Consider the following 18,716-nt stretch of genomic DNA (forward strand, 5'->3'; position numbering starts at 1 on the left):
ATTGGATTTGTACAGGCCTGCCAGTCAGGCACTTTCCAGCAATCCATGCAGTTCCACGAACTGCTGGGTCAGCTTGTGCCGCGGGTCAAGGTGGATCAGCGGCAGGCTGGCCTGGTGGGATTCGCGCATGCGCACCGAACTGCTCAAGTACACCGGCAATACCGGCAGGCCTTCGGCGATCAGTTCGTCGAGAATCTGCTGCGGCAGGCTGGCGCGGGCCTGGAACTGGTTGACCACGATGCCTTCGACTTCCAGGCCTTCGTTATGGTCCTCCTTGAGTTCTTCAATTTCCGCCAGCAGGCCGTACAAGGCCTGACGGGAGAAGCTGTCGCAGTCAAAGGGAATCAGCACCCGATCAGCGGCGATCAACGCTGAAACCGCATAGAAATTCAGCGCTGGCGGGGTGTCCAGGTAAATCCGGTCGTAATCCTCCTCCAGCTCTTCGAGCAATTTGCGCAGCTTGTTGATCTTGTGCTTCGCCTCGAGCTTGGGCTGCAGGTCCGTCAGCTCCGCCGTGGCGGTGATCACGTGCAGGTTGTCGAACGGCGTTTCGTAGATATCCACCTTGTTCTTTTTCGAGAAAGGCCCGGACGACAGGGTCTGCTTGAAGAAGTCGGCAATGCCCATGGGGATATCGTCGCCGGTCAGGCCAGTCAGGTATTGAGTGGAATTGGCCTGGGCATCCAGGTCCACCAACAGCGTGCGATAGCCCTCGCTGGCGCTGACAGCCGCCAGATTGCAGGCGATGCTGGACTTGCCTACGCCACCTTTCTGATTGAACACCACACGCCGCATGTCAAAACCTCCGTGTATCAAAGATTCCCGAGTGTAGTAGCCCGCGACACTGCTTAGCTACCTTCTGCGTAGAAGGACTACTGCAACAGTGGCTTTTCCCACGACTCAAACGTCAATTGTGCCCGGATAAAGACTGAAACTACCGACAGACAAGCCCGTGACGATCGCGACAATGGTCCAAGCCAGGCATCGAGTGGACCGACTCGTACAGATTGCTGGGCAAAATGTAACCAGTATTTGCTACAAGCCAACCGCACCGGGATAATGCGCGCCACTTGGGTCGCAAGGCCATGCAGGGTAGGACGCGGGTCAAACCACTGAACCGTGACAATAAAAGCCCCGCAGGGGTGGGATGAGTTTTGATCAATTTCAATATCGCCCAATGGCGCGCGTGGGCCCCTGGGCTCGAAAGCGTGGACGACTGGCAGGCCTGGAGCCGACAGCCGGTTGTATTGCCGGCCAGCGATGCCGCCCCTGACGTATCGTTCCTGCCCGCCATGCAGCGTCGTCGCCTAAGCCGCCTGGCGCGGATGGCCTTCAGTGTCGGCTGGCCACTGGCCGAGGGCCAACGGGACCTACCGTTGGTCTTTATTTCCCGCCACGGCGAAACCCCGCGCACGTTTGAGATTCTCAAGGACCTGGCGGCCAACCAACCCTTGTCGCCAACCCAGTTCAGCCTGTCGGTGCACAACGCCGTAATCGGCCTGTGGTCGATCATGCGCGGCGAAACCAGCGAAATGACCGCCCTGGCCGCCACCGGCGACGGCTTGGAACACGGCATGCTGGAGGCCGCCGCCTTGTTGAATGAAGGCGTGCCGGCGGTGTTGCTGGTGATCACCGAAGAACAACCGCCGCAAGTCTACGCACCGTGGGTCGATGACGTGCCTTTCCCCTATGCCGTGGGCCTGCTGCTGACGCCGGGCGACGACTGGCAACTGGAGCTGTCCGCGCAGGCCGGCCAACGATCCGGCGGCGACTGGCCCCATGCCCTGGACCTGTTGCGTACCCTGCTGAACAACGAAACCACCTGCCAACATGCCTGGAAGAATCGTGTATGGACCTGGCAACGCAACCGGTGACCGGTAAACATCGCGACGCCTATTACTGGCGCCTGGTCGCGACCGCCGCAAGCTTCGCCCTGTTCGGGCTGGGCGGGCTGTGCCTGCGCTTGCTGGTATTTCCGTTGCTGGCCTGGCTGCCCGGTGATGCCCAGGCCCACCGACAAAGGGCTCGTCGCACCGTCGGGCGGTTGTTCTGGTTCTTTATCCGGTTCATGGCCCGTACCGGCGTGCTCACCTACCAGATCGATGGCGCCGAACGGCTCGGGCGCCCCGGGCAGATGATCATTGCCAATCACCCCTCGCTGATCGACGTGGTGTTCCTGATCGGGCTGGTGCCCAACGCCAACTGCGTGGTCAAGCAAAGCCTGTGGGACAATCCCTTTACCCGTGGGCCATTGCGTTCAACCCAGTACATCAGCAACGACGGCAGCATGGACATGCTCGATGCCGCCAGCGATACCCTGCAAGATGGCCAGACACTGATCGTGTTTCCCGAAGGGACGCGCACCCAGCCAGGCCAGGTGCCGGCCTTTCATCGGGGGGCCGCGGCCATCGCCCTGCGGGGTGCGAAAATCCTCACGCCCGTCACGATCAAGGTCAACCCCACGACCCTGACCAAGGCCGAACCCTGGTATCGCATCCCCCGGCGCCGCGTGCACTTCAGTTTTCACGTCGGGGCCGATATAGATCCACAGGCGTTCGCCGCGCTCGGCCCGCCGCCCCAGGCTTCGCGCAGGCTCAACGATTTCTTGCATCACTATTTCATCAAGGAGCTCGCCGAAGATGAGCGATCTGCACCGTGACATCAAACAGCTGATCATCGACGCCCTCGGCCTGGAGGATATTGGAGTCGACGACATCGGCGACCACCAGACCCTGTTCGGCGAAGGCCTGGGCCTGGACTCGGTGGATGCCCTGGAGCTAGGCCTGGCGATCCAGAAGGAGTACGGCATCAAGATCGACGCCGACGCCAAGGACACCCGTAACCATTTCAGCAACGTGGCAAGCCTTGCGGCCTTCGTCACTGCAAAACGCCCCTGAGACCGGACCATGCAAACTCGTGACGATATTTTCAACACCCTGCGCGATGCTCTGGTCGAGCTTTTCGAGCTGGACCCTGAGCGCGTGACGCTGGAATCGAACCTGTACCAGGACCTGGAAATCGACAGCATCGATGCGGTTGACCTGATCGACCACATCAAGCGCCAGACCGGCAAGAAAATCGCCGCCGAGGAATTCAAGTCGGTGCGCACCGTCAATGACGTGGTCGAGGCGGTCTATCGACTGGTTCAACCGGCCGCATGACCCGGCTGATTGGCCTCGGCCTGCTGCTGGCAGGCCTGCTGTATCCCTTTGCGGTGTATTTCGGCATGGAGCATTTCGCCCCGTGGCAGTTCGGGCTGCTGCTGGGTAGCCTGTGGCTGGCCCGGGCGTTGCTAGGCAAGGGCGGTGACGGCAGCCGCTGGATGGCGACCACGGCGATCGTGTTTTGCGTGTTGCTCGCGCTGTTCGACAGCCCGCTCCTGCTGCGCTGGTACCCGGTACTGATCAGCGGGTTCATGCTCGGGCTGTTTGCCCTGAGCCTGAAATACGGCCCGCCAATGATCGAACGCCTGGCCCGCTTGCGCGAACCGCAACTGCCGGCCAAGGCGGTGGTCTATACGCGTCAGGTCACGGTGGCCTGGAGTGTGTTTTTCCTGTGTAACGGTTTGCTCGCCGCCGCCCTGACCCTCTGGGCGCCGCTGAGCTGGTGGATGTTGTACACCGGCCTGATTTCCTACGGATTGATGGGGCTGCTGTTTGCCATTGAATGGCTCATACGACAACGAGTAAGAGGCCGCCCATGAATTGGATAACACTTGAGCGGATGTTGCTCAGGGCTCAGCCGGAACGCGCCGTCACGGTCGCTCCGGCGCTGGATCATTCGCAACTGCGGGACGCGGCGTTGCGCCTGGCGGGCGGCCTGCAAGCCCGGGGTGTGCGCCATGTGGCGGTGCACCTGGAAGATGCCGCCGACCTGGCCATCGCCCTGCTCGGTGCCTGGCACGCCGGGGTGCGCGTCCTGCTTCCCGCCGACCTGCAAGCGCAGACACGCCAGCGCTGGGCGGCGGCGGTGGACCTGTGGCTGACCGACCAGCCCGGCGACACCCATCCCGACGACTTGCGATGCGCGCCGATGGACGCCGCCGAGCTGGACCTCGATCACTGCTGGCTGAGCCTGTGCACCTCCGGCTCCAGCGGCGAACCCAAGCGCATCGAGAAAACCCTGCGGCAGTTGAGTAACGAAGTCCAGGCCCTGGAACAGTTGTGGGGCACCGACCTGGGCCCGGCCTGCATGATCGGCAGCGTTGCCACCCAGCACATCTACGGGCTGCTGTTCCGAGTGCTGTGGCCGCTGTGTGCCGGGCGTCCGTTCATGCGCAGGCAATTGGCGTTCCCCGAAGACCTGCAACGCGCCAGCCGCGAGCAACCGGTGTTCGCCTGGGTCGCCAGCCCGGCGTTGCTCAAGCGCATGGGCGATAACCTCGATTGGCCGGCCCTGAGCAGCGTGCGCCGGGTGTTCTCCTCCGGCGGCGCCTTGCCAGTCGAGGCCGCGCAAAGCTTGCAGCGACGCCTGGGACAATGGCCGACGGAAATTTTCGGCAGCTCGGAAACCGGCGGTATCGCCTGGCGCCAGGGTGACCCATGGTGGCAGCCCTTTGCCGACGTCGAGCTGAACCAGGACAGCGACGGCGCCTTGCTGATCGCTTCGCCTTATCTGCCCGCCGGGCATGTGGAACACACCGCCGACGCGGCGCGAATCGCCGAAGATGGCCGCTTCGAGCTGCTCGGGCGACTGGACCGTATCGTCAAGCTCGAAGAGAAACGCATCTCCCTGCCCATGCTCGAACAGGCGCTGGTGGCCCACGACTGGGTCAGCGAAGCGCGGCTGGGGGTGGTGCAGGAGAATCGCGCCTCCCTCGGCGCGCTGCTGGTGTTGAGCGAAGCTGGCCTGCGAGCCTTGCGCAACCAGGGTCGACGGGCCGTGACCGGGGGCCTGCGCCGGCACCTGAGCGAACATTGCGAAACCCTGGCCCTGCCACGGCGCTGGCGCTGGCTGCGGCAGTTGCCGCTCAACGCCCAGGGCAAGCTGCCCCAGGCCGAGGTCGAGGCGCTGCTGATGGCGCCACGCCCCAAAACCCCCGACGTGTTGGAGCAGGTCGAAACCGACGGTGAGTGGAGCCTGCAACTGGTCGTGCCGCCTGACCTTGCGTACTTCAGCGGCCACTTCCCCACCGCCCCGGTATTGCCCGGCGTGGTGCAGGTCGACTGGGCCTTGAGCCTGGGCCGCCAACTGCTGGACCTGCCGCCCCGGTTCGTCGGCATGGAGGTGCTGAAATTCCAGCAACTGGTGCGCCCCGGTGACGACATCCAACTGCACCTACGCTTCGACCGCGAGCGCGGCAAGCTGTACTTTGCCTACCGCAATGCCACGGCGGCCTGTTCCAGCGGGCGGATTGTGTTGGGGATGGCTGATGATTAATGCTCACACTGCCCTCCTGTGGCGGTGCACAGTGGCTCGTTGGAAGGCGGAAAATATGCATAACCCCTGCGCCGTCATCCCGGTCTACAACCACGAAACCGCCATCTCGGCGGTGGTCCAGGCGTTGCTCGCCAACGGCCTGCCCTGCGTGCTGGTGGATGACGCCAGCAACCCGGCATGTGCCGCCGTACTGGAACGGCTGGCCGAGGGCGAGCAGGTGCATCTGGTCAGGCTGGCCGTCAACCAGGGCAAGGGCGGCGCGGTCATGACCGGCTTGCGGGAAGCGTCGCGCCTGGGTTTCAGCCACGCCTTGCAAGTGGACGCCGACGGGCAGCACGACCTGGGCGACGTGAAGACCTTCATCGAGCAATCCCGTGCCCACCCGGACGCAGTGATCTGCGGCTATCCGCACTACGACGCCAGTGTGCCGAAAGGTCGCCTGTACGCGCGCTACCTGACCCACGTCATGGTCTGGATCAACAGCCTGTCCCTGCAAATCCGCGACTCGATGTGCGGCTTTCGGGTCTACCCCTTGGCACCGACCCTGGCGCTGATCGACTCGGCCAATATCGGCAAGCGCATGGATTTCGACTCGGACATCCTGGTGCGCCTGGCCTGGCGCAATCAGCCGATGCACTGGCTGCACACCCGGGTCCATTACCCTCAGGACGGGGTTTCGCATTTTCGCCTGTTCCACGACAACGTGCTGATTTCCAGCATGCACACCCGGCTGTTCTTCGGCATGCTGGTGCGCGCGCCCCTGATCCTCTGGCGACGGTGGCGGACATGAGCCTTCAGGCAGACAAGCAACATTGGGCCGACCGCCAGGAGCGCGGCAGTTTCTGGCTGATGAAACTCACCGCGCTCGCCGCCAAGGTGCTCGGCCGGCGCTTGCTGACCCCGGTGCTGTACGGCATCGTCCTGTACTTTTTCATTTTCGGCCGCAGCGCGCGCCAGGCGGCCTGGCAATACCAGCAACGCCTGGCCGACTGGAGCGCACGCCCCGAACTGCGCCCGACCCGCTGGCGGGTGTTCGGGCAATTCATGGCGTTCGCCGATTCCTTGCTCGACAAGCTCGACGTCTGGAACGGCAAGCTGAGCATCGACCAGATCGAAATCGTCGACCCGGCGCTGCTGCGCAATCACCTGCGCGATGCTCGCGGGCAAATGCTGGTGGGCGCGCACCTGGGCAACCTGGAGATGTGCCGGGCCCTGGCCGAACTGGGCGAGAAAGTGACCATGAACGTGCTGGTGCACACCAAGCACGCCGAGCAGTTCAACCGTTTGCTGGGCGAGGCCGGCGCCACGCACTTGCGGCTGATCCAGGTCAGTGAGCTGAACCCGGTGATCATGTTGCAACTGAGCGAGCGCCTGGAGCGCGGCGAGTGGCTGGCGATTGCCGGCGACCGCGTACCGCTGCACGGCGGGCGCAGCGTGATCGTGGACTTCATGGGCCACCCGGCGGCATTCCCCCAAGGACCCTGGCTGCTGGCTGGCCTGCTGAAATGCCCGGTCAACCTGCTGATGTGCCTCAAGCATGAGGGGCGCTATCGCGTCACCCTCGAGCCCTTCGCCGAGGCCGTGGTGTGGAAACGCAACGACCGCGAGCAAGCGATCGCCCATTGGGCCGGCCACTATGCCGAGCGCCTGGCGCAGTACTGCCTCCAAGGCCCCCAACAGTGGTTCAACTTTTACCCTTTCTGGAAGACCGATGACGATGCCCACTCTTGAGCCGGTAACTTTCGGCGAACGCCCCCTGCGCATCGAAGATGTGCTGGCCCTGGCCAACCGTCAGGCCCCGACGCAGTTGCAGGATGACCCGGCGTTCCGCCAGCGCATCGCCAAGGGTGCGCAATTCCTCGACTCCTTGCTGGACAAGGAAGGCGTGATCTACGGCGTGACCACCGGCTACGGTGACTCTTGCGTGGTGGCGGTACCACTGCACCACGTCGAGGCCCTGCCGCGTCACCTGTACACGTTCCACGGCTGTGGCCTGGGCAAGCTGCTGGACGCCCAGGCCACCCGCGCAGTGCTGGCGGCGCGCTTGCAGTCGCTGTGCCACGGCGTGTCGGGGGTGCGGGTGGAACTGCTGGAACGGCTCCAGGCCTTCCTCGAACACGACATCTTGCCGTTGATCCCGGAAGAAGGCTCGGTGGGCGCCAGCGGTGACCTGACGCCGCTGTCCTATGTGGCGGCCACGTTGTCCGGCGAACGGGAAGTGATGTTCCGCGGCGAGCGGCGCCTGGCCGCCGACGTGCACCGTGAGTTGGGCTGGACCCCACTGGTGCTGCGGCCCAAGGAAGCCCTGGCGCTGATGAACGGCACCGCTGTGATGACCGGCCTGGCCTGCCTGGCCTTCGCCCGCGCCGACTACCTGCTGCAACTGGCGACCCGCATCACCGCGCTGAACGTCGTCGCCCTGCAAGGCAACCCGGAACATTTCGACGAGCGCCTGTTCGCCGCCAAGCCACACCCAGGGCAAATGCAGGTCGCCGCGTGGCTGCGCAAGGACCTGGCGATCGATGCGCCGACCGCGCCGCTGCATCGCCTGCAGGATCGCTATTCCCTGCGCTGCGCCCCCCACGTGCTCGGCGTATTGGCCGACAGCCTGAACTGGCTGCGCTCGTTCATCGAGACCGAACTCAACAGCGCCAACGACAATCCGATCATCGACGCCGAAGCCGAGCGCGTGCTGCACGGCGGGCATTTCTACGGCGGGCATATCGCCTTCGCCATGGACAGCCTGAAGAACCTGGTGGCCAACGTCGCCGACCTGCTCGACCGGCAACTTGCCTTGCTGGTGGACGAGCGCTACAACCACGGCCTGCCGAGCAACCTGTCCGGCGCGAGCGCCGAGCGGGCGATGCTCAACCACGGGTTCAAGGCCGTGCAGATCGGCACCAGCGCCTGGACCGCCGAGGCCCTGAAAAACACCATGCCGGCCAGCGTGTTCTCACGTTCCACCGAATGTCACAACCAAGACAAGGTGAGCATGGGCACCATCGCCGCCCGGGACGCGATCCGCGTGCTGGAACTGACCGAACAGGTCGCCGCCGCCACGTTGCTGGCGGCCAACCAGGGCGTATGGTTGCGCAGTCGCGGCGAAGACGCGCGGCCGTTGCCGCCGGCCCTGGCCGCCATGCACCAGCAACTGGCGGAGGATTTCGCCCCGGTCATCGAAGACCGCGCCCTGGAAGGCGAACTGCGCCTGTGCCTGCAACGCATCGCCGAACAACGTTGGAGGCTGCATGCGTAGCCAAGGCGTTCTGCACGTCGACACCCCCATTGTGGTGCCGTTTTTCGACGTCGATTCGATGAACGTGGTCTGGCACGGCCACTACGTCAAATACCTGGAAGTGGCCCGCTGTGCGCTGCTCGACCTGATCGGCCACAACTACAACGACATGCTCGAATCCGGCCATGCGTGGCCGGTCATCGACCTGCAACTGCGCTACGTGCGCAGCGCCGTGTTCGGCCAGGCCCTGACCGTGCGTGCCAGCCTGGTGGAGTGGGAAAACCGGCTGAAGATCAATTACCTGATCAGCGACGCAGCCACCGGCGAGCGCCTGACCCGCGCCAGTTCGGTACAAGTGGCTGTGGACATCGCCAGCCGCGAAATGCTGCTGGCCTCGCCCCGGGTCTTTGTCGAAGCCGTCGAAAGGAAACTGCCATGAAACGTTTGTCGATCTGGTTGCTGCTGTGTTGCCTGGCGCCGTTGGCCCAGGCCTTCGACCTGCAGCAGTTGAGCGACCAACTGGCCCGCCCAGAGGTGATCCACGGCCAGTTCATCCAGGAAAAACACCTGCGTGCCCTGCCCCAGCCGCTCACCAGCAAGGGCCGCTTCGTACTGGCGAAAAACCACGGCCTGCTGTGGCTGCTGCAAACCCCGCTGCAACAGGACTACCGCATTACCGCCCAGGGCATCGCCCGGCGGGATGGCAATGCCTGGCAGATGCTGCCGAACAAGAGCGCCGGCGCCGAGCAGAACCGCCTGTTCCTGGCGGTATTGCAGGGCGACAGCAGTGGCTTGCAACGGGATTTCGAACTGAGCCTGTCGGGCGAACCGCAGCAGTGGAAACTCACCCTGACCCCGCGCTCGGTGCTGCTCAAGCAGGTCTTCAACCAGATCAACATTGACGGCGGCGAACTGGTCCAGCGCATCGAACTGCTGGAAACCCAGGGCGACAGCACCGTGCTGCGTATGCAGGACGCCACCAGCGCGCAACCTTTGAGCGAAGCGGAGCAACATGATTTTGCCGAGTGAACGGATGCTGCCCCGGCTGTTCCTGATCCTGCTGCTGGCCGTGCTCGCGCTCGCCGGCTGGCAGTGGCGCAACGGCGCGCCGCTGTCGGCCAATCTCATGGAGCTGGTGCCGGGCACGTCGCCCGATGCCCTGGAACTGATCGCCGAACAGCGCATGCAGGAACCGCTCAACCGCGAGGTGCTGGTGCTGGTCGGGCATGCCGATCGCCAGCAAGCCATCGCCCTGGCGCAAACCCTCGGCGAGCGATGGCAAGCCAGCGGCCTGTTCGACAAGGTGCAGTGGACAATGCAGGCCGACTTGCCGGCGCTGCGTACGCAACTGCTCAACGGGCGCTTGGCAATGCTCTCGGCAGCGGACCGGCAGCAACTGATCGAACAGCCCCAGGCGTTCATCCAGCAACGGGTGCAGGCCCTGTTCGACCCGTTCAGCGGCTTCAGCCTGGTGCCGAACCAGGACGATTGGCTGGGCCTGACCGGGCGTATCCAGAACAGCCAGCCCCAACGCGGCGCGATCAAATTCGACATCGGCAGCGGGGCTCTGGTCGCCGATGCCGACGGTAAAAGTTGGGTGATGCTGCGGGCCCGTGCCCAGGGTACCGCCTTCGACATGAACCTGCCGCTGCAAGTGGCCGAGCTGCTGCAACGCAGCCGCGACCAGGCGAGCCAGGCCCAAGGGCAACTGCTGGCGGCCAGCGGCCTGCTGTACGCCGCCAGCGGCCAGCAACAGGCGTCGCGGGAAATCACCTGGGTCGGCGGTGGCGCGACGGTCGGCATTCTACTGCTGCTGTTGCTGGCCTTCCGACGCTTGCGGGTGTGGCTGGCGTTCGTGCCGGTGCTGGTGGGCATGCTGTTCGGCGCGGTGGCGTGCGTGGCCTTGTTCGGACGCATGCATGTGATGACCCTGGTATTGGGGTCCAGCCTGATCGGCGTCGCGGTGGATTACCCCCTGCACTACCTGTCCAAGAGCTGGAGCCTCAAGCCATGGCGCAGTTGGCCGGCCTTGCGCCTGACCCTGCCGGGGCTGAGCCTGAGCCTGGCGACCACCTGCATTGGCTACCTGGCCCTGGCCTGGACGCCGTTCCCGGCCCTGACCCAGATCGCGATATTTTCCGCCGCCGGGCTGGTGGGTGCCTACTTGACCGCCGTGTGCCTGTTGCCAGCGCTGCTCAACGGTGCGGATTTGCGTCCGGCCCAGTGGCCGCTGCGGCTGTGCGAAGGCCTGCTCCAGATCCGCCAGGCGTTGTTGGCACGGGTGCCGACGCCAGTGCTGCTGGTGTTGCTGCTGAGCTTCTGCGCGGGCGGCCTCTGGCACCTGACCACGAAAAACGACATCCGCCAGTGGATCGGCACGCCCCAGCACCTCACCGACGAAGCCCGCGACATCGCGCGCATCACCGGCTTCCAGCCCACCAGCCAGTTCTTCCTGATCCGCGCCGACGATCAGTCTCAACTGCTGGAGCGCCAGACCGCCCTCAACGAGCGGCTGGATCAGTTGATCGCCCTGGAAAAACTCCAGGGCTACCTGTCGCTGAACCAACTGGTGAGCCCACCCGCCGAACAGCAGAAGGTGCGTGAGGCCCTGGCCCGCTTGCCAGCTGTCTGGCAGCCGTTGCTGGACCTGGGCGTGCCGGTCGCCGCGCTGCAAGCGGAACTGGCGCAATTGCAGGCCTTGCCGGTGACCGACATCGATGCCGCGCTGGCCGGGCCCCTGGCCGAGCCGTACCGCACCCTCTGGCTCGGCCCCACCGCCCAAGGCGTGGCCGCCATGATCAGCCTGCAAGGCTTGAACGATGCCGCGCTGCTGCGGGTGCAAGCCGTGGACCTGCCGGGGGTACAACTGGTGGATCGCTTGGGCGACCTGAACCGAGTCTTCGCCGCCACGCAGGTCAGCGCCGCCGAGTTGAAACTGGCCTCCTGCGTGCTGATCGTGCTGGTGCTGATCTGGCCGTTCGGGGTCGGTGCGGCCTTGCGCATCGTCGCCCTGCCATTGCTGGCCGCGCTGTGCAGCCTGGCGAGCCTTGGCTGGCTGGGGCAGCCACTGACGCTGTTCAGCCTGTTCGGCCTGCTGCTGGTGACGGCCATCGGCGTCGATTACGCGATCCTGATGCGCGAGCAGATTGGTGGCGCAGCGGTGAGCCTGCTAGGCACTTTCCTGGCAGCGATCACCACCTGGCTGTCGTTCGGCTTGCTGGCGCTGTCCAGCACACCGGCAGTGAGTAATTTTGGCCTGGCGGTGAGCCTGGGGCTGGCTTTCAGCTTCATGCTGGCGCCGTGGGCCGGGCGTCACGAACACCCCGCATCCGCTCAAGAAGACCAACGATGATTACGGATATTCAAGGAATCCCAATGCCTGTCACTGAAACGGAATATCGCCAGGTCGTCATCATCGGTGCCGGTCCCTCCGGGGCCATCGCCGCCGCGCTGCTCAAGCGCAAGGGCCACGATGTGCTGGTCATCGAACGCCAGCATTTCCCACGGTTCTCCATCGGTGAAAGCCTGCTGTCCCATTGCCTGGATTTCGTTGAAGAAGCCGGCATGCTCGACGCGGTGAATGCCGCCGGGTTCCAGCGCAAGAACGGCGCCGCGTTCGCCTGGGGCGAGCGCTACAGCGCCTTCGACTTCGGCGATACCTTCAGCAACGGCAAGCCCACCACTTTCCAGGTGCAACGGGCCGACTTCGACAAATTGCTGGCCGACCAGGCCGCCCTGCAAGGCGTGGAAATCCGCTACGGCCAAGCGATTGCCAGTGCCGATTTCACCCTCGCCAAACCACGACTGGGCGTGCAGCGTGAAGACGGCAGCGAGTACTGCGTCGAGGCTGACTTCGTGCTCGATGCCAGCGGCTACGGTCGCGTCCTGCCGCGCCTGCTGGACCTTGAGGCGCCGTCGAACTTCCCGCTGCGCCAGGCGGTGTTCACGCACATCGAGGATCGCATCGACGCTCCGGCGTTCGACCGGGAAAAGATCCTCATCACCACCCACCCGAGCAAACGTGACGTGTGGTTCTGGACCATTCCGTTCAGCGGCGGGCGCTGCTCGGTGGGCGTGGTCGCGGCGGCGGAACATTTCGCCGGCCGCACCGACGACCTCGATGCCTGCCTGCGTGGTTTCATCGACGAAACCCCAAGCCTGGCCGGCGTACTGCAAAATGCGGAGTGGGACACCCCGGCCCGGACCATCGGCGGCTACTCGGCCAACGTCAAGACCCTGCACGGCCCGGGCTTTGCCCTGTTGGGCAACGCCGCGGAATTCCTCGACCCGGTGTTCTCCTCCGGCGTGACCATTGCCATGCGTTCGGCGAGCATGGCCGCCGATGTACTCCACCGCCAGCTCCAAGGTGAAAGCGTCGATTGGCAAAGCGAGTTTGCCGAGCCGCTCAAGCGCGGCGTCGACACCTTCCGCTGCTATGTCGAAGGCTGGTACGCCGGTACCTTCCAGGACGTGATTTTCTACACCGAAGGCTCGGACGACATCCGGCGCATGATCAGTTCGATCCTGGCTGGCTACGCCTGGGATCAACGCAACCCGTTTGTCAGTGAACCCAAGCGGCGCCTGCGCATGCTCTCGGAAATCTGCGCAAGCCCGGCGCCGAGTCAGCAACCATGAGCTACCTGAGCGACAACTACGTTGAAGAAACCCGCTTCGGCTTCTGGTTCCTGCGCAGCCACACCTGGCAGCACCACGTGTTGCGCGTGGCGATCAACGACCTGCGCAGCCTGTTCAGCACCGCGCTGCCGGCCAACCCGGTGCTGCTGGACGCCGGCTGCGGCCAGAGCAAATCATTCCAGTACCTGCGCCAGGTGTTCGCGCCACAACGCCTGATCGGCGTGGATGCCGACCCTCACAGCCTGGACCTGAGCCGGGAGGAAGCCGCGCGCCAAGGCATGAGCGTGGAACTGATCGGCAGCGACTGCGCGACCTTGGCGGTGCCCGACGCCAGCGTCGACCTGCTGTTCTGCCACCAGACGTTCCATCACCTGGTGGAGCAGGAAAAAGCCCTCGCCGAGTTCTACCGCGTACTCAAGCCCGGCGGCTATTTGATGTTCGCCGAATCCACCGAAGCCTACATCGATACCTGGGTGATCCGCTGGCTGTTCCGTCACCCCATGCACGTGCAGAAAAGTGCCGCGCAGTACCTGCAGATGATCCGCGATCAAGGGTTCCGGTTCGAAGACCGCAACGTCTCCTACCCGTACCTGTGGTGGAGCCGTGCCAGGGATTTCGGCCTGCTGGAGCGCTTTGGCCTGCGCCGGCCCAAGCCATTTGGCGAGCGTGAGGAAACCCTGGTCAATGTGGTGGCGCGCAAGCCTGGCGAAGGGGCTGCCGGATGATCCGTGGCCTGCTGATCGCCTGTGTGTTGCTGCTCAGCGCCTGCGCCAGCCAGGCGCCGCTGCCCGCCCGCACACCGACCCTGACGTTGCCGATGCAACTGCACATCGAGCGGACCCTGGCCGGCCAACGCCAGGACTGGCTACTGGTGATCCAGCGCGAAGACACCGGCATCCGTTGGTCGATGATGGACCCGCTGGGCATTCCCGTGGCCCGCCAGCGCCTGGTCGACGGCCAGTGGCAGGCCGACGGTCTGCTGCCACCCAATGCCGAGGCCCGGGAGTTGTTCGCCGCGCTGTTGTTTGCCCTGACCCCCGACGCCGAACTGTCCGGCAACTATCCGGCGGCCCGGCGACAGGCGTCGCAACGGACCCTCGATAATCGCTGGCAGGTGCGCTACACGCAGCCGCTGGATTTCGAAATGAGCCTGCCCCAAGGCCCCCGCTACCGCATCACACCGTTGACCGAGAACGCCCCATGACCGCCTACCTGAATGCCCTCGGGGTGATCTGCGCCCTGGGCCGCGACAAGCACACTGTCGCGCGCAACCTGTTTGCCGGCGACTGCTCGGGCGTGCGCTGCGAGGATGGCTGGGTGGCCGAACGGGCCTTGCCGGTCGCCGCGGTACCAGGCGAACTCGCGCCCATCCCCCCTGCCCTGGCGGCACAACGCAGCCGCAATAATCAACTGCTGTTGGAAGCGGGGCTGCAGATTCGCGCGGAGATCGACCAGGCCATCCAGGCCTACGGGCGCGCTCGCATCGGCATCGTCCTGGGCACCAGCACGTCGGGCATCGATGAGGCCAGCCAGGGCATTGCCCACTACCTGCGCGAGCAGCGCTTCCCCGACGGCTACGACTACCAGCAACAGGAACTCAGCGCGCCGGCCAACTTTCTTTCCGACTGGCTCGGCCTGAGCGGCCCGTCCTACGTGATTTCCACGGCCTGTACCTCCAGCGCCCGCGCCTTGATGAGCGCCCGGCGCCTGTTGGACCTGGGCCTGTGCGATGCAGTGCTGTGCGGTGGCGTGGACAGCCTGTGCAAACTGACCCTCAACGGTTTTTCCGCGTTGGAAGCGGTGTCGAACGAACGCTGCAATCCGTTCTCGGTGAACCGCAGCGGCATCAACATTGGCGAAGCGGCGGTGCTGTTTCTCATGAGCAAGACGCCAGGCGAGGGAACACCGATAGCCTTGCTCGGCGACGGCGCCAGTTCCGATGCCCACCATATCTCCGCGCCCGAACCCAGCGGTCGCGGCGCGCGCCAGGCCATGGAAAAAGCCCTGCGCTGCGCCGGCCTCGACGCCCGCCAGATCGACTACCTGAACCTGCATGGCACCGCCACGCAACACAACGACGCCATGGAAAGCCAGGCCGTGGCCGCGCTGTTCCCGGCGGGCGTGCCCTGCTCGTCCACCAAACCCATGACCGGCCATACCCTCGGCGCGGCCGGGGCACTGGAAGCGGCGTTCTGCTGGCTGGCCCTGAGCACACAAAACACTGCCCAGGCCCTGCCGCCGCACATCTGGGACGGCCAGGCCGATCCGGCCCTGCCAGCGCTGAACTGGGTCACCACCAGCACCCGCCTGAACCCGTTCACCCCGCGCCGCCTGATGAGCAATTCATTTGCCTTCGGCGGCAACAACGTCAGCCTGATTATCGGAGACGCCCCATGATTGACTGGCCGCTCGCCGAACTGCTGCCCCATGCCGGCGACATGATCCTCATCGACCGGATCCTGTCGTTCGATGACGAACAGATCCACACCCACGCCACCGTCAAGCCCGGCGGTTTGTTCAACCGCGACGACGGCGCTCTGCCGGCCTGGGTCGGCATCGAGCTGATGGCCCAGAGTGTCGCGGCCTTTGCCGGTTGCCATGCACGCCAACGGGGTGATGCCGTGGCCCTGGGCTTTTTGCTCGGCACCCGCAAGTTCGAATGCAACGTCGAGTGTTTTCCCGTCGGCGTCGAGCTGACCATCCACGGCGTGCGCTCCCTGGAAGACGACAACGGCATGGGCGTGTTCGAATGCCACATCCACGCCCCCGGCATCCATGCCACGGCCCGGCTCAATGTATTCCGTCCGCCCCAGGCTGCCCATTACCTTCATGAACCGTCCGCAACAGGAACCCCGCCATGACTGAATCCGTACTGGTCACCGGCTCCAGCCGTGGCATCGGCCGCGCCATCGCCCTGCGTCTGGCCCAGGCCGGGCACGACATCGTGCTGCACTGCCGCAGCGGCCGCGCCGAGGCCGAGGCGGTCCAGGCACAAATCCAGGCCCTGGGCCGCAACGTCCGGGTGCTGCAATTCGACGTGGCCGACCGCGCCGCCTGCAAGGCGATTCTCGAAGCCGACGTCGAAACCCACGGCGCCTATTACGGCGTGGTGCTCAATGCCGGCCTGACCCGCGATGGCGCCTTCCCGGCCCTGAGCGAAGACGACTGGGATGTGGTGATGCGCACCAACCTCGACGGTTTCTACAACGTACTGCACCCGGTGATGATGCCGATGATCCGTCGTCGCGCCGCCGGAAGGATCGTCTGCATCACTTCGGTTTCCGGGCTGATCGGCAATCGCGGCCAGGTCAACTACAGCGCTTCGAAGGCCGGTTTGATCGGCGCGGCCAAGGCGTTGGCAATCGAGCTGGGCAAGCGCAAGATCACCGTCAATTGCGTCGCGCCGGGGTTGATCGACACCGCCATGCTCGATGAAAACGTACCCGTGGAAGAACTGATGAAAATGATCCCCGCCCAGCGCATGGGCACCCCGGAAGAAGTGGCCGGCGCGGTGAACTTCCTGATGTCCGCCGAAGCCGGCTACATCACCCGGCAGGTCCTGGCCGTCAACGGAGGCTTGTGCTGATGAAGCGCGTCGTCGTCACCGGCATGGCCGGCATCACCTCGGTGGGCAGCGACTGGCCAACCATCGCCGCCAATTTCGCCGCCAACCGCAGCGGCATCCGGCGCATGGATGAGTGGGACCGTTTCAGTGAACTGAACACGCGCCTGGCCGGCCCCATCGACGACTTCCAGGTCCCGGCCCACTGGACCCGCAAGCAATTGCGCAGCATGGGGCGGGTCTCGCGCCTGGCGGTCGCGGCGGCGGAACAGGCCCTGGCCGACGCTGGCCTGCTGGGCGACGAATCGATCAAGGACGGGCGTATGGGCGTGTCCTGCGGTTCATCCACTGGCAGCACCGACGAGATCAAGGCGTTCGGCAACATGCTGCTCAACAGCGTGGCCGAAGGCCTGAATGCCAACTCCTATGTGCGCATGATGCCCCACACCACGGCGGCCAACATCAGCATCTTCTTCGGGCTGACCGGACGCCTGATCCCCACTTCCAGCGCCTGCACCAGCGGCAGCCACGGCATCGGCTATGCCTACGAAGCCATCAAGTTCGGGCGCCTGCCGTTGATGCTGGCCGGCGGTGCGGAAGAACTGTGCCCGACCGAAGCGATGGTCTTCGATGCGCTCTACGCCACCAGCCTGAAAAACGATGCGCCGCAAACCAGCCCGCGTCCCTACGACAAAGGCCGCGATGGCCTGGTGATCGGCGAAGGCGCCGGCATGCTCGTGCTTGAGGAACTGGAACACGCCCTGGCCCGTGGCGCACGGATTCATGCCGAGATCGTTGGCTTCGGCAGCAACGCCGACGGCCAGCACGCCACCCGCCCCGAACTGGTCACCATGCGCCGGGCCATGGAACTGGCCCTGGAAGATGCCGGCCTCGAACCCTCGGCCATCGGCTACGTCAATGGCCATGGCACCGCCACCGAACAGGGCGACATTGCCGAAACCCTGGCCACCAGCAGCCTGTTTGGCGAGCACATGCCCATCAGCTCGCAGAAGAGCTTCCTCGGCCACACCCTGGGTGCCTGCGGAGCGCTGGAATCCTGGTTCAGCATCGAAATGCTGAACAGCGATCTGTACGTGCACACCTTCAACCTCGATGAGGTCGACCCTCAATGCGGCCAGCTCGACTACCTGCGCAGCGAGTTCAGGTCGATGAGCAACGAATACGTGATGAACAACAACTTCGCCTTTGGTGGGGTCAACACCTCGCTGATCTTCCGCCGCTGGCGCTGAATCGGATTCAAAACCCGTTACCCCTACGTCAAGGAGACCATGATGTCGTTGAAGAAAATCGCCGTGACCGCCGCCCTGCTGCTCAGCACCCTGCCAAGCCTCAGCCAGGCCCGTGATACCGCGCTGTTCCTGCCGTTCGACAAGGTCGTCGCCGAAGCCATCCGCACCGGCAAGATCGACGGCAGCGTGAAGTTCTACCTGGCCGGCAACAAACCGGCTGGCAACGTCACCGTGGTCAGCCCCGGCGCCGTGACCAACAAGAAAACCAACGCCTTCAACAAGTCCGATGAAGTGGCCTGCGAATGGGTGCTGCAATCAGCCCTGATCAGCCTGCACCAGGCCGCCAAGAACGCCGGCGCCAACGCCGTCACCAACATCGTCAGCTTCTACAAGAGCAACGAACGCAAAGACCCCACCACCTACGAATGCCACGCCGGCGCGATCATGGCCGGTGTTGCGTTGAAAGGGGATTTGGCGAAGGTGCAATAAAAAGCGCCTTTGGGGCCATTCGGGAAGCCTGGCAATTGATGCCAGGCCATCCAACAACCCTCATGTGGGAGCGAGCTTGCTCGCGATAGCGCTGGGTCAGTACCGACGATGTTGGCTGTGCTGCCGTCATCGCGAGCAAGCCCACTCCCACAGGGTTGGGTGACGT

Annotated in this window: 21 protein-coding genes; 20 read left to right on the forward strand and 1 reads right to left on the reverse strand. The window is 64.7% G+C overall.

Annotated features, from left to right (window positions below; all coding sequences use genetic code 11):
• Positions 1-24: 24 nt before the first annotated feature.
• On the reverse strand, positions 25-795 hold the full coding sequence (locus BLP82_RS23515; RefSeq protein WP_092173555.1) for a ParA family protein: 771 nt from the start codon (positions 793-795) through the stop codon (positions 25-27).
• A gap of 359 nt (positions 796-1,154) precedes the next feature.
• On the opposite strand from BLP82_RS23515, the gene BLP82_RS23520 reads away from it, so the two are divergent.
• Genes BLP82_RS23520 through BLP82_RS23615 form a run of 20 tightly spaced genes read left to right on the forward strand, consistent with a single transcriptional unit; the run spans position 1,155 to position 18,550 of the window.
• A complete protein-coding gene (locus BLP82_RS23520; protein WP_092173560.1) occupies positions 1,155-1,874 on the forward strand; it encodes a beta-ketoacyl synthase chain length factor in 720 nt (239 codons plus the stop codon).
• On the forward strand, positions 1,850-2,659 hold the full coding sequence (locus tag BLP82_RS23525; protein WP_060739510.1) for a lysophospholipid acyltransferase family protein: 810 nt from the start codon (positions 1,850-1,852) through the stop codon (positions 2,657-2,659). The genes BLP82_RS23520 and BLP82_RS23525 overlap by 25 nt, the downstream gene beginning before the upstream one ends.
• Positions 2,640-2,897 (forward strand): phosphopantetheine-binding protein, encoded by a 258-nt coding sequence (locus BLP82_RS23530; RefSeq protein WP_060739511.1) that lies wholly within the window; start codon positions 2,640-2,642, stop codon positions 2,895-2,897. The genes BLP82_RS23525 and BLP82_RS23530 overlap by 20 nt, the downstream gene beginning before the upstream one ends.
• A 9-nt stretch (positions 2,898-2,906) precedes the next feature.
• Positions 2,907-3,161, forward strand: coding sequence for an acyl carrier protein (locus BLP82_RS23535; RefSeq protein ID WP_030140951.1), 255 nt, complete (start codon positions 2,907-2,909; stop codon positions 3,159-3,161).
• Positions 3,158-3,703: a COG4648 family protein gene (locus BLP82_RS23540; RefSeq protein ID WP_072407257.1), complete on the forward strand. Its 546-nt coding sequence runs from the start codon at positions 3,158-3,160 to the stop codon at positions 3,701-3,703. Before BLP82_RS23535 ends, BLP82_RS23540 begins: the two co-directional genes overlap by 4 nt.
• Positions 3,700-5,379, forward strand: coding sequence for an ApeI family dehydratase (locus BLP82_RS23545; protein WP_092173565.1), 1,680 nt, complete (start codon positions 3,700-3,702; stop codon positions 5,377-5,379). The genes BLP82_RS23540 and BLP82_RS23545 overlap by 4 nt, the downstream gene beginning before the upstream one ends.
• 55 nt (positions 5,380-5,434) lie before the next feature.
• Complete coding sequence (locus BLP82_RS23550) at positions 5,435-6,169, forward strand: glycosyltransferase family 2 protein (protein WP_092173568.1); 735 nt, start codon at positions 5,435-5,437, stop codon at positions 6,167-6,169.
• Positions 6,166-7,110 (forward strand): LpxL/LpxP family acyltransferase, encoded by a 945-nt coding sequence (locus BLP82_RS23555; RefSeq protein ID WP_092173571.1) that lies wholly within the window; start codon positions 6,166-6,168, stop codon positions 7,108-7,110. Before BLP82_RS23550 ends, BLP82_RS23555 begins: the two co-directional genes overlap by 4 nt.
• Positions 7,091-8,635, forward strand: coding sequence for an HAL/PAL/TAL family ammonia-lyase (hutH, locus tag BLP82_RS23560; protein ID WP_092173575.1), 1,545 nt, complete (start codon positions 7,091-7,093; stop codon positions 8,633-8,635). Before BLP82_RS23555 ends, hutH begins: the two co-directional genes overlap by 20 nt.
• Positions 8,628-9,053, forward strand: a complete 426-nt coding sequence (locus BLP82_RS23565) for an acyl-CoA thioesterase (protein ID WP_092173580.1) — start codon at positions 8,628-8,630, stop codon at positions 9,051-9,053. Before hutH ends, BLP82_RS23565 begins: the two co-directional genes overlap by 8 nt.
• Complete coding sequence (locus tag BLP82_RS23570; RefSeq protein WP_092173584.1) at positions 9,050-9,643, forward strand: outer membrane lipoprotein carrier protein LolA; 594 nt, start codon at positions 9,050-9,052, stop codon at positions 9,641-9,643. The genes BLP82_RS23565 and BLP82_RS23570 overlap by 4 nt, the downstream gene beginning before the upstream one ends.
• Positions 9,627-11,966, forward strand: a complete 2,340-nt coding sequence (locus BLP82_RS23575; protein WP_092173587.1) for an MMPL family transporter — start codon at positions 9,627-9,629, stop codon at positions 11,964-11,966. The genes BLP82_RS23570 and BLP82_RS23575 overlap by 17 nt, the downstream gene beginning before the upstream one ends.
• Before the next feature lie 23 nt (positions 11,967-11,989).
• Complete coding sequence (locus tag BLP82_RS23580; RefSeq protein WP_092173592.1) at positions 11,990-13,249, forward strand: NAD(P)/FAD-dependent oxidoreductase; 1,260 nt, start codon at positions 11,990-11,992, stop codon at positions 13,247-13,249.
• The gene (locus BLP82_RS23585; protein WP_092173596.1) at positions 13,246-13,974 is read left to right on the forward strand and encodes a class I SAM-dependent methyltransferase; all 729 of its coding nucleotides are present in this window, start codon (positions 13,246-13,248) and stop codon (positions 13,972-13,974) included. Before BLP82_RS23580 ends, BLP82_RS23585 begins: the two co-directional genes overlap by 4 nt.
• Positions 13,971-14,453 (forward strand): DUF3261 domain-containing protein, encoded by a 483-nt coding sequence (locus BLP82_RS23590; protein ID WP_092173600.1) that lies wholly within the window; start codon positions 13,971-13,973, stop codon positions 14,451-14,453. The genes BLP82_RS23585 and BLP82_RS23590 overlap by 4 nt, the downstream gene beginning before the upstream one ends.
• Entirely contained in the window at positions 14,450-15,646 is a 1,197-nt protein-coding gene (locus BLP82_RS23595) for a beta-ketoacyl-[acyl-carrier-protein] synthase family protein (RefSeq protein ID WP_092173604.1), read from the forward strand. Before BLP82_RS23590 ends, BLP82_RS23595 begins: the two co-directional genes overlap by 4 nt.
• Positions 15,643-16,110, forward strand: a complete 468-nt coding sequence (locus BLP82_RS23600) for a hotdog family protein (protein ID WP_092173609.1) — start codon at positions 15,643-15,645, stop codon at positions 16,108-16,110. Before BLP82_RS23595 ends, BLP82_RS23600 begins: the two co-directional genes overlap by 4 nt.
• On the forward strand, positions 16,107-16,835 hold the full coding sequence (locus tag BLP82_RS23605; protein ID WP_092173613.1) for a 3-ketoacyl-ACP reductase FabG2: 729 nt from the start codon (positions 16,107-16,109) through the stop codon (positions 16,833-16,835). Before BLP82_RS23600 ends, BLP82_RS23605 begins: the two co-directional genes overlap by 4 nt.
• Entirely contained in the window at positions 16,835-18,061 is a 1,227-nt protein-coding gene (locus BLP82_RS23610; protein ID WP_092173616.1) for a beta-ketoacyl-ACP synthase, read from the forward strand. Before BLP82_RS23605 ends, BLP82_RS23610 begins: the two co-directional genes overlap by 1 nt.
• A gap of 42 nt (positions 18,062-18,103) precedes the next feature.
• Positions 18,104-18,550 carry a hypothetical protein gene (locus BLP82_RS23615; protein WP_003197008.1) on the forward strand — a complete coding sequence of 149 codons (447 nt, stop codon included), beginning with the start codon at positions 18,104-18,106 and terminating at the stop codon, positions 18,548-18,550.
• The last annotated feature ends 166 nt before the right edge of the window (positions 18,551-18,716 follow it).

The organism is Pseudomonas sp. NFACC37-1 (assembly GCF_900101575.1).
Lineage (GTDB): Bacteria > Pseudomonadota > Gammaproteobacteria > Pseudomonadales > Pseudomonadaceae > Aquipseudomonas > Aquipseudomonas fluorescens_AA.

Coding starts and splice junctions, on each gene's coding strand:
- BLP82_RS23530 (WP_060739511.1), top strand. CDS start 2,640: ATGAGCGATCTGCACCGTGACATCAAACAGCTGATCATCGACGCCCTC.
- BLP82_RS23565 (WP_092173580.1), top strand. CDS start 8,628: ATGCGTAGCCAAGGCGTTCTGCACGTCGACACCCCCATTGTGGTGCCG.
- BLP82_RS23600 (WP_092173609.1), top strand. CDS start 15,643: ATGATTGACTGGCCGCTCGCCGAACTGCTGCCCCATGCCGGCGACATG.
- hutH (WP_092173575.1), top strand. CDS start 7,091: ATGACGATGCCCACTCTTGAGCCGGTAACTTTCGGCGAACGCCCCCTG.
- BLP82_RS23610 (WP_092173616.1), top strand. CDS start 16,835: ATGAAGCGCGTCGTCGTCACCGGCATGGCCGGCATCACCTCGGTGGGC.
- BLP82_RS23540 (WP_072407257.1), top strand. CDS start 3,158: ATGACCCGGCTGATTGGCCTCGGCCTGCTGCTGGCAGGCCTGCTGTAT.
- BLP82_RS23535 (WP_030140951.1), top strand. CDS start 2,907: ATGCAAACTCGTGACGATATTTTCAACACCCTGCGCGATGCTCTGGTC.
- BLP82_RS23525 (WP_060739510.1), top strand. CDS start 1,850: ATGGACCTGGCAACGCAACCGGTGACCGGTAAACATCGCGACGCCTAT.
- BLP82_RS23575 (WP_092173587.1), top strand. CDS start 9,627: ATGATTTTGCCGAGTGAACGGATGCTGCCCCGGCTGTTCCTGATCCTG.
- BLP82_RS23550 (WP_092173568.1), top strand. CDS start 5,435: ATGCATAACCCCTGCGCCGTCATCCCGGTCTACAACCACGAAACCGCC.
- BLP82_RS23570 (WP_092173584.1), top strand. CDS start 9,050: ATGAAACGTTTGTCGATCTGGTTGCTGCTGTGTTGCCTGGCGCCGTTG.
- BLP82_RS23585 (WP_092173596.1), top strand. CDS start 13,246: ATGAGCTACCTGAGCGACAACTACGTTGAAGAAACCCGCTTCGGCTTC.
- BLP82_RS23605 (WP_092173613.1), top strand. CDS start 16,107: ATGACTGAATCCGTACTGGTCACCGGCTCCAGCCGTGGCATCGGCCGC.
- BLP82_RS23615 (WP_003197008.1), top strand. CDS start 18,104: ATGTCGTTGAAGAAAATCGCCGTGACCGCCGCCCTGCTGCTCAGCACC.
- BLP82_RS23555 (WP_092173571.1), top strand. CDS start 6,166: ATGAGCCTTCAGGCAGACAAGCAACATTGGGCCGACCGCCAGGAGCGC.
- BLP82_RS23515 (WP_092173555.1), bottom strand. CDS start 795: ATGCGGCGTGTGGTGTTCAATCAGAAAGGTGGCGTAGGCAAGTCCAGC.
- BLP82_RS23580 (WP_092173592.1), top strand. CDS start 11,990: ATGCCTGTCACTGAAACGGAATATCGCCAGGTCGTCATCATCGGTGCC.
- BLP82_RS23590 (WP_092173600.1), top strand. CDS start 13,971: ATGATCCGTGGCCTGCTGATCGCCTGTGTGTTGCTGCTCAGCGCCTGC.
- BLP82_RS23545 (WP_092173565.1), top strand. CDS start 3,700: ATGAATTGGATAACACTTGAGCGGATGTTGCTCAGGGCTCAGCCGGAA.
- BLP82_RS23595 (WP_092173604.1), top strand. CDS start 14,450: ATGACCGCCTACCTGAATGCCCTCGGGGTGATCTGCGCCCTGGGCCGC.